This window comes from Agriterribacter sp. (assembly GCF_035445465.1).
Lineage (GTDB): Bacteria > Bacteroidota > Bacteroidia > Chitinophagales > Chitinophagaceae > Agriterribacter.
Genome location: NZ_DAOMQT010000018.1, coordinates 12,274 through 27,196 on the forward strand (window position 1 = coordinate 12,274; position 14,923 = coordinate 27,196).

The 14,923-nt window shown below is 43.9% G+C and carries 17 protein-coding genes; 6 read left to right on the forward strand and 11 right to left on the reverse strand.

Annotated features, from left to right (window positions below):
• Nucleotides 1-242: 242 nt before the first annotated feature.
• On the reverse strand, nt 243-1,142 hold the full coding sequence (gene xerD, locus PLE34_RS10980) for a site-specific tyrosine recombinase XerD (protein ID WP_324556826.1): 900 nt from the start codon (nt 1,140-1,142) through the stop codon (nt 243-245).
• 164 nt (nt 1,143-1,306) lie between these two features.
• Here xerD and PLE34_RS10985 point away from each other — a divergent pair, with 164 nt between their 5' ends.
• Nucleotides 1,307-1,825: a YkgJ family cysteine cluster protein gene (locus tag PLE34_RS10985; RefSeq protein WP_324556828.1), complete on the forward strand. Its 519-nt coding sequence runs from the start codon at nt 1,307-1,309 to the stop codon at nt 1,823-1,825.
• On the opposite strand, the gene PLE34_RS10990 is transcribed toward PLE34_RS10985, so the two are convergent.
• From PLE34_RS10990 to PLE34_RS11000, 3 genes are read right to left on the reverse strand one after another with little or no spacing between them, the layout of a single operon-like run.
• Nucleotides 1,803-2,159: a YraN family protein gene (locus PLE34_RS10990; RefSeq protein ID WP_324556830.1), complete on the reverse strand. Its 357-nt coding sequence runs from the start codon at nt 2,157-2,159 to the stop codon at nt 1,803-1,805. The genes PLE34_RS10985 and PLE34_RS10990 overlap by 23 nt on opposite strands.
• A 17-nt stretch (nt 2,160-2,176) precedes the next feature.
• A complete protein-coding gene (locus tag PLE34_RS10995) occupies nt 2,177-2,740 on the reverse strand; it encodes a DUF6580 family putative transport protein (RefSeq protein ID WP_324556832.1) in 564 nt (187 codons plus the stop codon).
• Nucleotides 2,741-2,749: 9 nt separating this feature from the next.
• On the reverse strand, nt 2,750-2,932 hold the full coding sequence (locus PLE34_RS11000) for a hypothetical protein (protein ID WP_324556833.1): 183 nt from the start codon (nt 2,930-2,932) through the stop codon (nt 2,750-2,752).
• 79 nt (nt 2,933-3,011) lie between these two features.
• Here PLE34_RS11000 and PLE34_RS11005 point away from each other — a divergent pair, with 79 nt between their 5' ends.
• Nucleotides 3,012-3,215 carry a dodecin family protein gene (locus PLE34_RS11005; RefSeq protein ID WP_152269113.1) on the forward strand — a complete coding sequence of 68 codons (204 nt, stop codon included), beginning with the start codon at nt 3,012-3,014 and terminating at the stop codon, nt 3,213-3,215.
• A gap of 423 nt (nt 3,216-3,638) precedes the next feature.
• Here the strand turns inward: PLE34_RS11005 and PLE34_RS11010 are convergent, their stop codons facing one another.
• Nucleotides 3,639-4,838: a toll/interleukin-1 receptor domain-containing protein gene (locus PLE34_RS11010; RefSeq protein WP_324556835.1), complete on the reverse strand. Its 1,200-nt coding sequence runs from the start codon at nt 4,836-4,838 to the stop codon at nt 3,639-3,641.
• A 248-nt stretch (nt 4,839-5,086) separates the two neighbouring features.
• Entirely contained in the window at nt 5,087-6,640 is a 1,554-nt protein-coding gene (locus PLE34_RS11015) for a S10 family peptidase (RefSeq protein ID WP_324556836.1), read from the reverse strand.
• A 297-nt stretch (nt 6,641-6,937) separates the two neighbouring features.
• On the opposite strand from PLE34_RS11015, the gene PLE34_RS11020 reads away from it, so the two are divergent.
• From PLE34_RS11020 to PLE34_RS11035, 4 genes are all read left to right on the forward strand, one after another.
• The gene (locus PLE34_RS11020) at nt 6,938-7,399 is read left to right on the forward strand and encodes a hypothetical protein (protein WP_324556838.1); all 462 of its coding nucleotides are present in this window, start codon (nt 6,938-6,940) and stop codon (nt 7,397-7,399) included.
• A gap of 261 nt (nt 7,400-7,660) precedes the next feature.
• On the forward strand, nt 7,661-9,508 hold the full coding sequence (gene aspS, locus PLE34_RS11025; protein WP_324556840.1) for an aspartate--tRNA ligase: 1,848 nt from the start codon (nt 7,661-7,663) through the stop codon (nt 9,506-9,508).
• A gap of 7 nt (nt 9,509-9,515) precedes the next feature.
• Nucleotides 9,516-9,995: a hypothetical protein gene (locus PLE34_RS11030; RefSeq protein ID WP_324556842.1), complete on the forward strand. Its 480-nt coding sequence runs from the start codon at nt 9,516-9,518 to the stop codon at nt 9,993-9,995.
• Between the two features lie 219 nt (nt 9,996-10,214).
• Nucleotides 10,215-10,964 (forward strand): DUF4197 domain-containing protein, encoded by a 750-nt coding sequence (locus PLE34_RS11035; protein ID WP_324556844.1) that lies wholly within the window; start codon nt 10,215-10,217, stop codon nt 10,962-10,964.
• Nucleotides 10,965-11,076: 112 nt separating this feature from the next.
• Here PLE34_RS11035 and PLE34_RS11040 read toward each other — a convergent pair whose 3' ends face one another.
• From PLE34_RS11040 to PLE34_RS11060, 5 genes are all read right to left on the reverse strand, one after another.
• Nucleotides 11,077-12,027 (reverse strand): phosphodiester glycosidase family protein, encoded by a 951-nt coding sequence (locus tag PLE34_RS11040; protein ID WP_324556846.1) that lies wholly within the window; start codon nt 12,025-12,027, stop codon nt 11,077-11,079.
• Nucleotides 12,028-12,041: 14 nt separating this feature from the next.
• Nucleotides 12,042-12,710: a ribose-5-phosphate isomerase RpiA gene (gene rpiA / locus PLE34_RS11045; protein WP_324556848.1), complete on the reverse strand. Its 669-nt coding sequence runs from the start codon at nt 12,708-12,710 to the stop codon at nt 12,042-12,044.
• Nucleotide 12,711: 1 nt separating this feature from the next.
• A complete protein-coding gene (locus tag PLE34_RS11050; RefSeq protein ID WP_324556851.1) occupies nt 12,712-13,311 on the reverse strand; it encodes a 3-keto-disaccharide hydrolase in 600 nt (199 codons plus the stop codon).
• Between the two features lie 128 nt (nt 13,312-13,439).
• On the reverse strand, nt 13,440-14,144 hold the full coding sequence (locus tag PLE34_RS11055; RefSeq protein WP_324556853.1) for a DUF3307 domain-containing protein: 705 nt from the start codon (nt 14,142-14,144) through the stop codon (nt 13,440-13,442).
• Nucleotides 14,141-14,758 (reverse strand): hypothetical protein, encoded by a 618-nt coding sequence (locus tag PLE34_RS11060; RefSeq protein ID WP_324556856.1) that lies wholly within the window; start codon nt 14,756-14,758, stop codon nt 14,141-14,143. Before PLE34_RS11060 ends, PLE34_RS11055 begins: the two co-directional genes overlap by 4 nt.
• Between the last annotated feature and the right edge of the window lie 165 nt (nt 14,759-14,923).

Here is a 14,923-nt window from a genome sequence, read left to right on the forward strand (position 1 = left end):
GTTTGAGCCGCAAATGTACAGCTTTTTTGCGGGTTTACAAATTCATTTACTATCCTTTTCTTAAATAATATCTAAAAAGCAACATATGATAACCCTAAATAGGCGTTATTTTTCCCTAATTGGTTGCTTTTGCTGAAAAATATTCAAAGAACTGGCTTTTTCATACAGACAGCATTAAAACGCAAACCTTACCTGTTTGTTACATTTTCGGGCAGGAATGAATGTTAAATAATTATAAACAACTATTGGAAGCCCGGGTGAAAGCGTTGGAGGGTATCCCGCAGATAATCGCTGTTGAGGTGCGTATATATTTCTGTAGTGGTGATGCTCTCATGCCCAAGCATTTCCTGCACCGCCCGTAAATCGGCACCACCCTCCACTAAGTGGGTGGCAAAAGAGTGACGGAACGTATGGGGCGAAATATTTTTAGCGATACCGGCTTTTTGAGCAAGTTCCTTAATAATAAGAAAGATCATGACCCTTGTCATCCGCACGCCTCTCCTGTTCAGGAACAGGATATCCTCCTCCCCTTTTTTAATAGCAAGATGCACCCGTATATTTTCACGGTATATATTAATATGTTTAACGGCTTCTTTACCTATGGGCACTAACCGTTCCTTATCGCCCTTACCTGTTACTTTTATAAAGCCAACGTCCAGATACAGGTTCGATAATTTAAGCTGTACAGCTTCGCTCACCCGGAGCCCACAGCTATACATGATTTCTACCAGTGCTTTATTTCTCACTCCTTCAGGTTTACTCAGGTCAATTTGCGCAATGAGGGTTTCAATCTCCTCAAAGCTCAGGATATCGGGTAATGCCCGTTTTAATTTGGGGGATGCCAATAATAAGGTAGGGTCTTTTACAGCAATCTTCTCCAAAAGGCAGTATTTATAAAAAGCCTTTAGTCCCGAAATGATCCTTGCCTGCGAAGCGGCGGTCATATTCAGCCCGGCGATCCATTGCACAAACTGCTGCAGGTCTTTTAATTCAATTTCCGCCGGCGTTTTAAGGTTGTGCTGCAACTGCAGGAACTCCGTTAGCTTTTCAATATCCCGCAAATAGGCTTCTATAGAGTTAACGCTAAGCGATTTCTCTAACAGCAGATGATTCCTGAAACCTTTTTTTTGATCATCCCACATACATCATGCATTTCAAATAAGCCTGTAAAGTAAGGCTGCGAAAAATAAATACAAATATCCGGTAAAACCAGGTATACGTTGCAGGGCAGATATACACATTTTAAGCGGTGAGCAAAATTGAATTGAATTAACGCTTACTTTCGGTCTTTAATATTAAACAGATTATGCAGGCAATTAACCTGAGGTCATTCAGGCAAAAAGTCAGGTACCACAAAAAAGGATTGAGAGCATTTTTATCCAAACTTGAAAAAAATCCTCCCCGAAAATTAGATGATCTCACTATAAAGGTTGATAAGGCCGTGTGGAGGGAAACAGATTGCTTAAGCTGCGCCAACTGTTGTAAAACAATGAGCCCCACTTATACGCCAAAGGATATTAAACGCATTGCAGCACACCTGGGAATGACGGGTAAAGCCTTTAAGGAAAAATGGCTGTATTACGACAAGAAAGACAGCGACTGGATGAATAAGCAGCAACCCTGCCAGTTTCTTGATCTTACTACCAATATGTGCAGCATTTACGAAGTGCGCCCCTCTGATTGCGCCGGCTTTCCGCATCTTACCAAAAGAAAAATGGTAGATTATATGCACGTGCACAAGCAAAACATATCCTATTGCCCTGCGACCTACAAAATGGTGGAAAAAATGAAATTACTGGTTACTACAGGTAAACATCTTCAATAAAGAAGTATTCGGGATCGCGGTTTTTCCAGAGGTTTACAGACAGGATATCATATTGTATCCTTTTCCATTGCGGATATTGGTAAAGAAATGCTTCGGCGCCATTGATCAGGTTCTCCAATTTTTTCTTTGTAACGCTTTCTTCGGGATAACCGAATTTCAGGGAACGCCGGGTTTTTACTTCAATAAAATGCAACACATCTCCCCGTTGAGCAATGATATCAATTTCATAATGCGAATGACGCCAGTTGGTATGCAGAATAACAAAACGATTCCGTGTTAAATAAGCAAGCGCCAGCGCTTCCCCGTTTTTTCCGGTTACGTTATGGTTAGCCATCAGGTAAAAGCAAAGTTTTATTTGGCCATTTCAGGCTTCAGCATATAGTGCTTAATAAGATAGTAGCCTCCAAAAAACAGTCCTGCAAAACATAAGGTGCCGGCTATAGAGTTCTGGTAAAATGGCAATCCATCGGCAAAGGACATCATTAAACCATTCCATGTTTTTGGGCGCTGGTAGCCGCCACCGCTTATCCATACCATAAAGTTGGACATCAAAAAATAAACCGTTGGCGCTGCTAAAGAAGCGGCGGCGATATTAATAACATTGATCTTCTTAATGAAAAAACCTACTACGGTTAATAATGCAAATAGTATGTAATTGGTGAGCTGCCCTTCATAAAATCCCCACATAGGTGAAATGCCCGCATAATACAACAGTTCAAACAACGCGTCTGAAAGGAACATGGACAATACAGGAAGCGCAAAAGCTGTTTTTTTATCTTTTATAAGGGCTCCTGCAAATAACGCCATTGCAATTTGCGGCGCAAACCCGTAAAGCCGTCCGGGTATGATGCGATATACAGCGGCAGCTACGATCAGCGCTAAAAAAATATATAAAACCTCTTTGCTTATTTTCATAACTATAATTTAACTGCGGCAAAAATAGTAATAATTGATGAAAACGCCGGTATACATGTTACGCGGGTGCATTTCAAATTGTCGCCGGTTGGTGTCTCCACCAACCGGGGCGTCTGCCATGGGCGGTGTCCTCACCGCCCACATGAAGCAAAGCAATGCGATAATTTTGGAATGCACCCTGTTATGCCGCATCTCCCGTTTTTAATTCTATGAATTTTTCACGACCTTTAAAGAAGATACATCTTATTTAATAATTTATAAAACACGTTGTATGCCTATTGTAAAAGTAATTGAAGTAATAGCCTCTTCTGAAAAAAGCATTGACGATGCTATCCGCTCCGCCGTAACGGAAGCTTCCAAAACCGTTCGTAATATTGATTCGGTTTTTGTAAAGGACATCAAAGCGCATGTTAAAGACAACAAAGTAACTACGTTTGGCGTAATCTGCAAGATATCCTTCCGGCTGGATGATTGATTTTGGCTACAGGGCTCCAGATCTCCGCGGATTGTATAAAAGGATTCCGGGAGGTTTGGGTATCCTGTATTTCTATTTCAGCTTAGTTCTTCTCTCCATTACTTCTACTTCGCGCCAGGCAGTAATTATAATACTTTCAAACAGTATATTATGCTGCGGCAGCGGAGAACAGGAAGCCGATACCCGGAACTTCTCATTTTATTACCGGGATGTAATACCGGAAGAACATAGTAAGTACGAAGAAACAGCATGCAGCAATAGATTGCAACCACTTACTTTAATCTGAAAGCAAGACAGGAGCTGATATTTATTGTTTGGATATTCTGTCTCATATTATGGGTTTTTTTGTACCAATACTCGTTCCCTGACTGGCAGCGTCATAACTGCATTTTTTATTGTTGCTTCCCGCGATTGAAATTTGTTTTATTCCACTTTTCTGAACCGGAATGAGTATACAAAAGGTTCAAGCACTATTCCATGAGAAAGTTCAGCAGAAGTAGTGCGTTGCACTTTAATTACTGCTGTTGCGGCATCGGGCAGGTACAACGTAACAGACGCCCTGATGGATTGATTAGATCCCGCATTCACAACGGTGTCGCCTGCCTTTCCTGTACCCGGCCTGTCTTCCCTTAAAATTTCATACCGTTGTGTAGCAATGGCAATATCCTCTGCGGTAATCTTTGTTTCCTCCTGTAAAACACAGGACGTGCAGCCGGCAAACCCATTAAATATGCTCAAAAAAGCGGTGTCGTTTGTTTTAGCGTAATAGAACTGAACATAGCTTTTGATCTTTACTTTTACTCCATCTATATCTTCAATATTAAGGTACCCTCTTTGCGAGGCGGCCCCCGGTTCCACATCAACTAATTGCCAGTTGCCTGCAAAAGTTTCATTTAAGTTTGCTATTCTTTTTGCTGCATTGTTTGCCGTTTTATTACCCGTTCGGGGCTTTATGATTTTATTTTCTGCTTCTCCTTCCCCGGGCGCTTCACTTTTTGATGGTATGTTGAGATCAGCATCCACTAATGCTTCGCCTGTAGCCGTATCATCCGCGCTAGCTATTTTATCATGACTGTCAATTGCCACCTCCTTATTTTTCGCCGAGTACATAACAGCCGCAGCTATTACAATTGCAAGAAAAGTGATGCTTAGTATAAGGGCAACAGTTTTCGTAAAAAATGGCTGCGTATCTTTTTGTTGCCCTTTGTGTTCTGCCGGTTGAAAAAAACCAGTAGCTGCACTCCCTTTTAATTCGCTTATTAAATGGGCAAGGCCTGTATTATAATCTTTGGTAAAATCTACATGCTGCAACCTTTGCAGCCTGAAGGGTGTTTTGCTGTCGTAGAGGATAACAGGTATCACCTTTTTCTTCTGATCCAGTGCATAATATACTTCATCCAGCACATTATTGGAGCTTACCGATTTTTCCGTTTCTATAAACAACAAGCAATCGCAGGTTTCTAAGGCTTTTTCAATTTCCAGGTCCCATTCTGTTCCGGCCCGGATATCCTGCTGATCAATCCAAACATTAAAGCCCTCCTTTTTAAGATCGAGCGCAAGCTGTAAAGCAAAATCAGAACCATCGGCCCTGGAATAACTAAAGAAGATTTTTTTTAACCGCATCAGGTAAATCGTTACCTGAAAATACAGTTTAAAAGTGAAAAACTAAACGACATTCTTTATGTACGGCATGTAAATCCCGAATCCAAAATCCAGAGACGGCAATCCGCTATCGGCATTTAGCTATCAGCAAGAGGTGAAAAGAAAAAAGGAGTATTCAGCCTCTCGTTACTCTCACCCTATACCTTATACCTTATACCATATACCTTATACCCTATACCCTATGCCTCACACCTCATACCTTACCCCCTTCACCTCTCCCCTCCATACTTCGCCCCTCCCCCCTGCTCAGGAGTTGTTTTTAATATAAAATCACGCAAGTGCTGGTTGCTGGCAGCCAGGTCTTCCTTACGCAGGTACATCATGTGTCCGCTGCGATAGCCTTCCCAGTTCATGCGGCGCTGCAATTTCCCGCCCGGGTCTATTTGCCACATACTGTATTTGGCATTGAAGTAATCACAGGCGCCATCGTAATAGCCGCTTTGCACCAGCAGGTGCAGATTGGGGTTTTGCGCCATCGCCTGGCGCAGGTTATCGCCGGTTTTGTTGTTTTCGTTATCCCACGGAAATACATTGCCAAACATGTTATAGGGTATATCTGTTTTATAATTCAGCTCATCGCGCAGGTATATATTAATGGCAGGGGTAAAAGCATGCAGCCATGCGGTAAGCTCCGCATTGTAATCCGGGCGTTCGCCGCCGTCTTTTTTATCCACGCCCAGGTATCTCGAATCCAGCCGTCCTATGGTATAGCCTTTATCTCTTAATAACTCTTTCCAGAAAAAATTAGTGGCAATGGAAAGATTGTTCTGCAGCACCGCTTTTACACCCAACCCCGAATAACGGGCAACCTTAGCCGCTACCTGGTTTCTTTCGGCTTCGCTGAGCGAGCCTCCTTTTGCCAAAGCAGGAAGGTATTCATTAATGGTAAATTTTTCCACTTCGGGCAGTATAGCGGTAAGGTCCTTTTGCTGAAGATCGGGAGGCAGCACTTTATGATACCATGCCGTGGCGGCGTAATAAGGCAGCATCAGCGCGGCATCCATCACTCCTCCTCTTTCAATGCCCAACCCGGTGGGTGAAACCAGTATGATCCCGTTCAGGTATATCCATTGCGCATTCTGTAGTTCCAGCGCCAGTCCTGATACCCTTGTAGTGCCATAGCTTTCACCAATAAGGTACTTGGGAGAAGCCCAGCGTTTATAGCGGCTGATAAAAGTGCTGATCCATTCTGCCAGGTATTTGATATCGGCATTTACGCCAAAAAATTTTGTACGGGGCACATCTTTGCTTACGGGCCTGGAAAACCCGGTATTCACCGGATCCACGTATACAATATCCGCTACATCCAATATAGAATACGGATTATCCTTTATCCCATAGGGCTGAACAGGATACCCTTCATCATCTATTTTCAGTATCCGGGGGCCGGTATAGCCAATCTCCATCCATACCGATGGTGTGCCCGGTCCGCCATTGAATGAAATAACCAGCGGGCGTGATGAAGGGTCGCTCACGTCGGCTCTTTCATAATACGTATAAAACACACCTGCAATGGGCCTATCATTTTCATCCCAAACGGGGATAGTGCCTGCAATAACGGTATAAGGAACGCGCTGACCTTTAATAGTAACCGAATGCTTTGCAGTAACTGCCGAATCTATATTCAGCTTACGCATCAGTGCTTCTGTTTCCTTAGCCGCTGGTGAGGGAGGCGTTTCAGCGGGCTTATTGTTTTGTTTTTGGGAAAACAGCGCCGGGAAATATCCCAGGAAAAGCAGTAAGCAAAAAACTATTTTTTTCATGCAATCAGATTTAAAGCATCAAAGACAGCTATGCTAAAAGTATTAAATATTCTTTTATAACACATGGCAATAAGAATACCTGTTCCCTCTATGGGGCGCATTTCAAATTTTCGCAGGTGGGTGGTGACACCCACCTGTAGAACCCGCTACCGGTCGGTGTCTCACCGACCGGAAAGTTGTACATGGAGCGAAAAATTGAAATACGCCCCCTCTATGCGTTGATTCCAATAAAAAATTATTTTTGACAGGTTAAAGCTATCCCCGGAAAATATTTATTTCATCTTTTGATTTTATTGCATGAATAACAACAGCGAAGTATATCGTATTCCCGCCCGCTTCAGGCGTATAGAAAACCTGCATATTTTATTATGGCTGCTCAAGGATATTTGCTGGGCTTTGGATTTCCATGTGATGGGCATGATTATGATTATACCCACACTTACAGCGGCCATTGCCATTACCTGGCAAACGCGCAAACTCACCGCCGAACTATTGCATAACCTGGCTGTGGTGCTATGGATCACCGCCAACTGCCTGTGGATGACAGGAGAATTTTATGGCTGGGATGAAGGCGCCAGGGGAGCACGCCGGCTGGCGCTTATCCCTTTTTCGGCAGGCTTGTGCATACTCGCTTATTATTACCTGTTCCTGGGGTATAAAAAAAGCTTCCGGAAACAAATGCTGTTAAAAGCAGAGGAATTAGTGAGGGAGGAAGAGGCTTTGATGGGTTCTAAAATGGAGGGAATGAATAGTAAATAAAATCCGAAGCAGGAAGACCGAAGTCCGAAGGAATACAAAGCACCAAGAACCAAATGGCAAAAAACAAATAAAATTCAAATAACAAATTTCAAATCCGAAGCGATGCAATTATAAGCTACAAATCATAAACCCCAAATCATAAAACCCGAAGCCGGAATTTCGAAATCCGAAGGAATACAAAAAACAAGAACCAAATCACAACCCACAAATCCTGCTATCCTGCTTAAATGATTTACCTTTGCAGTCCTCAAAAAAACAAGAATGTACAGGACACATACATGCGGGGCATTACGTATACAGGATACAGGAAAGGAAGCTACCCTTGCCGGCTGGGTACAAACCATCAGGAAGTTCGGCGCTATTACCTTTGTTGACCTGCGCGACCGCTATGGTATCACCCAATTACTGTTCGGTGAGGAACTTAACCGGCAGTTGGAGGCGCAGCCCATAGGAAGGGAATTCGTTTTGCAGGTTAAGGGCACAGTTTTGGAACGCAGCAATAAAAATCTTAATATCCCAACCGGTGAAATAGAAGTGAACGTGGTGTCATTTACGGTTCTTAACCAGTCGGCTACCCCGCCTTTTACCATCCAGGACGATACAGATGGCGGCGACGACCTGCGTATGAAATACAGGTATCTTGATCTGCGGCGCAATGCGGTTAAACGTAATCTTGAGCTGCGTTATGCCGTAAGTCGTTCTGCCAGGAACTACCTGCATGAGAAGGGCTTCATGGATATTGAAACTCCTTTTTTGATCAAATCAACTCCCGAAGGTGCAAGGGATTTCGTGGTGCCTTCACGAATGAACGCAGGGCAGTTTTATGCATTACCGCAAAGTCCGCAAACCTTTAAGCAATTGCTGATGGTAAGCGGTTACGACCGGTATTACCAGGTGGTGAAATGTTTCAGGGATGAAGACCTGCGTGCAGACCGCCAGCCGGAGTTTACGCAAATTGACTGCGAGATGAGCTTTGTGGAACAGGAAGATATACTCGGCATGTTTGAAGAACTCATTAAGCAAATATTTAAAGATGTAAAAAATATAGATTATACAGCCCCAGTGGAAAGAATGAGCTGGGAAGATGCCATGTGGGATTACGGCAACGACAAGCCCGATACCCGTTTTGGCATGCGGGTAGCCAATTTAAAAGTGCCGCCGCATGTATACCTCAGCAGGCAGCACACGATTCCTTTATCACCCATAAGCGAAAGCGGCTTTAAAGCATTTGATGAGGCCGAAACCCTTGTAGCTATTGCTGTTCCCGGTTGCAGCAACTATTCGCGCAAGCAAACCGATGAGCTAACGGAATGGGTTAAACGCCCGCAGATCGGCATGAAAGGACTGGCCTTTATAAAATGCAATACTGATGGCAGCTTTAAAAGCAGCATAGATAAGTTTTACGATGAAGAAAAGCTGCGATCCATTGCCGCAGCGGTAAAAGCCCATGCCGGTGATTTGATATTGATACTTGCCGGCGCCGAAGAAAGAACCAGGAAAGCCATCAGTGAATTAAGGCTGGAAATGGGTAAGCGCCTGGGTTTGAGAAAGGATAATGAATTTAAACTGCTATGGGTGCTTGATTTCCCGTTGTTTGAATATGCAGCCGAAGATAACCGCTGGGTAGCGCGGCATCATCCTTTTACCTCACCCCGGCCTTCCGATATTGATACCATGATCAATCATTCACCTGTTATTAAAGACCCTGCAAAATACCTTGAGCATCCCTATGCCAATATCAAAGCCAATGCATATGATATGGTGCTGAACGGGAATGAAATTGGCGGGGGTTCCATTCGTATTTTTCAGCGAGGTCTTCAGGAAAAAATGTTTGCCGCGCTGGGCATGAGCAGGGAAGAATCGCTGCATAAATTCGGCTTTTTATTAGGCGCTTTTGAATACGGCGCGCCGCCGCACGGAGGTATCGCTTTCGGGTTCGACCGCCTTTGTTCTATACTGGGCGGCAGCGAAAGCATCCGCGATTTTATCGCCTTTCCCAAAAATAACAGCGGAAGAGACGTGATGCTGGATGCCCCATCCACTATTGATGAAAAACAATTGGAAGAGCTTTCTATCCAGTTAAAAACCATAGATCAAACATCCCTTTAATACCCATATGAAAACAATTTTAAAAGTAACGAATATCTTATCCTGGATCAACCTCATCATCGGGGGTATACTGGTGGCCGGTGGACTGCTCAGTATGCTTTCTACGCCCAATGCTTCCATTTTGCTGGTTTCCGTGGTATTAACCGGATCTATTGTTTTGCACAGCTATGCCGCATTGCAGCTACGCAAAAGTATTGTGCATCCAAACGTTCCTTTAAACAAACAAACACCCACAGGTATCCGGTTCATCGGCTTTATGGCTTTGTTCTTTGCCATGCTCAATATCGGCAACGCGGTAGTGATCATTCAAAACGCCGAGGAAGTAATAAAGCAGGTTGAGCTTCCTTTTAAACCGGAAGGCATTGACCTTGTTGCCGCTATCAGGGGCGTGGGCATCTTCTCACTGCTGTTTAGTATAGGTATTGCCGTTAATGTACTGCTGAATATCCGCCTGCTGAGATGGTATATGGCAAAAGCGCAGGAGTGAAAGGATAGAGATTACAGATAGGCTATACTGGTTAATCTTATCTCAGGACAAGACACTCACACCCTATACCTCATACCTGGCCTATACTTTTATCATCTATTTCCCGTTAATCTAACTATCATATATCATAAAAACCTGTTTCAGCATATTTTAGTATTTCTTTAGGGCACGCCGTTGTTATGCGGCAGTATATTTGCGAAAGCATTTAAAATCATTCTTATGAAAATCAATAAAATATTTATCTATCTAACCGCTGTTATTTTTTTTGCTTCTTCTTCCGTTCAGGCCCAGTTGCTTAAAAAAGTGCTGGGTGATAAAAAAGACTCTTCTAATGTGCTCAGCAATGTTTTGGGAAAAGGAGGCAGCTTAAGTACAGATGATATTGCTGCAGGGCTTAAGGAAGCGCTTTCAGTAGGCGCCGAAAAAGCAGGTAAAAATCTTTCTTCCGTGGATGGTTATTTTGCCAATGCCGCAATTAAAATATTAATGCCGGAGGAAGCTAAGAAAGCGGAGCAGAAGCTGAGAGCCATCGGGCTGGGCAAACAGGTAGATGAAGCCGTGCTTTCAATGAACCGTGCAGCGGAAGACGCCGCTAAATCTGCCGCTCCTATTTTTGTAAACGCCATCAAACAAATGAGCATACAGGATGCAGCAGGCATATTAAAAGGAGGAGATCATGCCGCTACAGATTACCTGAAAGGCAAAACCACTTCCGCACTCACCGAATCTTTTCGCCCGGTAATAGAAAAGTCGTTAGAAAAGGTAGACGCTACCAAATACTGGAACACCGTGTTCTCTACTTATAACAAGTTTACGGCAGACAAGATCAACCCGGACCTTTCGGCTTATGTAACGGAAAAAGCGCTGACCGGAATTTTTTTCCAGGTAGCGCAGGAGGAACAGCAGATCAGGAAAGATCCTTTGGCCCGGACATCCGAAATACTAAAGAAAGTATTTGGTTCCAATTAGCATCGCTATCAATAGCAAAATACCGGCTGTATATCTCCCGCTGATTACGCAGCATATTCACGGATGATTTTTTCATGTTTTGCGAAAATCAGGGATAGCTGCGGCTCATGCGTTAAAGTGCTTCAATCATAAATACGGCCGGAACGGGCCTTTGCTTTTTATCCGAAGGATATATGGTTTCCCTGCCATTTACGAGCATACAACTGCTGCCTCCGCCATCGAGGTTGAGGGCTTCCCAACAGCCCAGTTCCTTAAACAGTTGCGCTTCCTGTAATAAAGTGGCGCCTTCAGCAACACCTTTATTCCTGCCTTCTATTACCAGGATAATGAGCTTATTGTTTTTGGTATATCCCATCCCGCTTCTGGGATGCTTGTCATGAATGGCTTTACCGGCAAATTTTAATTCTTCATTATTGGTAATTTTTATTTCACCTTCCTGCAGCAATACAGGTCCGCCGCCCACCGCAGTTCTCATCTTCCATTTTTTCGCGCCGGAGTCCACAATATTTACGGCATTTATACCAGGCTTATACAAACTGTGGGAATCCGTAAAAGCGGTGACAGGGCGCTGTAAAGCCAGTATTTTCTTTTTCGTATCCTCAGCGTATACCCAGGCCACATCGGCATTGCGTTGTCTGGTAATGCCAATGGCGCTGCCAAAAGAATGTACATAGGTAGCGCTGTCCGCTCTTTTGCGGGAATAAATATCGCGGCTCACTATTTTCCCTTCTTTAATAACCGTATTCAGGTTTTGATGGGTTGCAAAAGAAAAGAAGGTACAGTTCACTACTACCACAGGCTTACTGTTCTTCCTGTAAAATTCATCGGGCGTTAATCTCCTGTTCCGGGTAGTGTCTGAGCTAAAAATCAGGCGCCTGTCTTTCAGATCGGCTTCCACGTAATATGCAATGTTTGGTTTCCCATCCAGTTCTCTGGTTGTTTTGTATACGTGCACGGATGGCGGCAACTTACCGAAGAGCGAGTCAACATTCGTCCATTCGGTTTGGGCATGCGCCTGCAATACAACAACATTAATTAAAAGTATGGCGATTATTCTTTTCATAAAAAGCATCCCGCTTATCGGGTAAACGTCTTTACCGTGCCATCGTCACAGCCCAGTATAACCATTGTAGCCCTTTTCACAAAAAGTCCGTTATCCACAACGCCGGGGATATTATTGATCCGCTGCTCCAGCATGGCAGGTTGGGGAATAGCACCAAAATGGCAGTCTATGATATAATTGCCGCTATCTGTTATAAACATTTTCTCATCTTTTTTTCTGAGTGAAGTGCTGCAACCCAATGCTGCCAGTTGCCCGGCGGTATGCTGCCATCCAAAAGGGATGACCTCCACCGGGAGCGGAAATTTTCCCAGCACTTCTACCCGCTTGTTATCACCGGCAATAACAATGAGCTCCCTGCTGGCCGCGGCAACGATCTTTTCTCTTAGCAACGCGCCTCCTCCCCCTTTTACCAGGTTCATATTATCATCTATTTCATCGGCGCCGTCTATATCTATATCTATATGGTCAACCGTATCTAATGAAACAACCGTAATTCCGCATTGAAGCGCTATTTTTTCCGTTTCCTCCGAAGTGGCTACCGCTGTAAGCTGCCAGCCCTGTTTTACCTTTTCTGCCAGATACTGCACTGCCCAGTAAGCCGTAGAACCTGTTCCCAGCCCTACAATCATTCCATCTTTAATATACTCTATGGCTTTATAGGCCGCGGCCTGTTTCGCATTCATATCATTTTAATTTCCTGTAGTACAAATTACGGGCTTCCGCTGTCATGCCCGGGTTATGACACTGAATAGCAAATTTCCCTTCTTTATACTCGCTATCCCTATAGCTCATTACCAACTGATCCTTCACCCATATATTAATGCTGTCGCCCACAGCCCTTACTTTCATCTCAAACCATTCCCCGTCTTTGGTAAGCAGCGCTGTGGCCTTACCGGTAGGTTTTCCGGGTTTCCACAGCCAGCCCGTATGCGCTTCCTGGTTATGACATATCTGCGCTTCATATCCCCGCGGAAATCCATCGGGATTATCAGCAGGCTCATTCGCCCTTACATACAATCCGCCATTGGCGCCTTTACCCTGGTCGGTGATCCGGAACTCGCCCTTTATTTCAAAATTTTTCACTACCGGTGAAGCATACAGATGCCCTCTCCCGTTCTGCCCGATAATTACCCCATTCTCTACTTTCCATTCCGCATCGCCCCTCACTGTCCATCCCGTAAGGTCTTTCCCGTTGAAAAGTGAAATCCATTGGGGCTTTGCTGACCAGGAGCCTGCCATAAAAATCAGGCAAAGCATTGTTAAACCGGTAAAAAAACGTTTCATGCCAAATTTATTTTATCTGTTGAATGGTATAATAATAGTAAGAGATCATTTTTGCATACTAATACCGGGATGGAAGTTGAAAATATAAATGAACCCATCTTAAGACCAGCTTTTATCCGGTTAGCTTTTTATACGACGATGTGTTTTACAATAATGCCTGTTATTACGGCTATGGAAAAACTGATCAGCGACCCGATCAAAACATATTCCGTTTTTTCTTCCTGCCTGTCTTTTTCACTAAAGCGAAGTAAACCTTTGGCTGTAATTAAGAGCCCGATGGCCGCATATTGATCCTGCAGCAGAAAGGTGAGGATAAGCACGCGTTCTACAATACCGATCCATTTGCCGGCATTGGCCAGGCCGGCGCTGCGGGGTAGCTGGTCGCTCCATTTGCGGGTCATTTGCCCGATCATTATGCCTGCCGGGAAGCTCAAAAATATATAGGCGGTGGTAAGCAACCAGAATGCACTATCGTTTTCTATTAACCGCAGCCATTCCTTAATATCCGTTAAGGTATAAAAAGTATAGTACCAGCAGGCTGCAATAACCAGCAGATGCATGAGCTGGTCAATTAAAAAATATACAATCGTTTGAGGCCGGTAAGATTTCCAGCCGTCAATAAGCGTATGTGATATAAGGATCGCCAGTCCAAAATATCCATATTGAAACCCTATGAAAATAAGCGCTAACAGTGCTGCTATAAAAGCATGCAGGTAAAGCCAGGGGGATAAAAAATGCCGGATACAACGGTCATCAACCCATTTTTTAGGTTGCAGTACAAAGTCGGCCAGCAGGTGCGACAGGATCAGTTTTATCAGCCAGAGTGTGCTCATGCCAGGTTAAATTGAGTAATGACCTGATGATATTCGTACAATAGTTTTTCTATTTCCGGCCACCCGGCCGAATGTGCATGTTTGTTTATAGTGGATTGTTTCCTTTTTAATTTTTTTGATATTTGCACTTGTGTCTGCTCTTTTAAAAGCTCCGCCAACACTTCAGCCTGCTTGGAAGTTAACCGTTTCAGCATATAATCCGCAAAGCCGGCGATGACCCTAAAAGCTATATTAGCTTTTCCATCTGCCGATTCTATCCACAACCGCTGCATATCTTTCAACTGGTCAAACATCCTTCCGGATAAAACAAACGCTTCACCATTTGCGGTTCTTAAGTTTCGTACGCGGGCAGCCACATTACCGATACCGATACTGATGCGAATATCATATATATCCGAAAGTCTTTTGGCAGCGGCTCTTAACTGAAAAGACAGTTTTAATGCAGCCAAAGGATCCTTGGTATACACCTGGAAACTGTCGCCGCGGTAAAATTCGAATGCATGATTTTTTAAAACGGCGCTAAGCTGCGTTACCAGTTTTTTACCCATTGCAGTTCCCGGAACTGTGGAGTTTACAATATCAGCGGTTATAACAGCACCTACAGGCATACGCATTTGTTTGTTTTTCAAATATAGCCTAAAAAGGCGATATTTCAAAAATATAGCCTAAAAAGGCGATATTTCAAAAATATAGCTTAAAAAGGCGATATTGTTCAGGCAGGCTTTATTCATTCCCGCTTATACACCTGCCGTTTCTTCCGCGTCAGGTATACGCTGCAC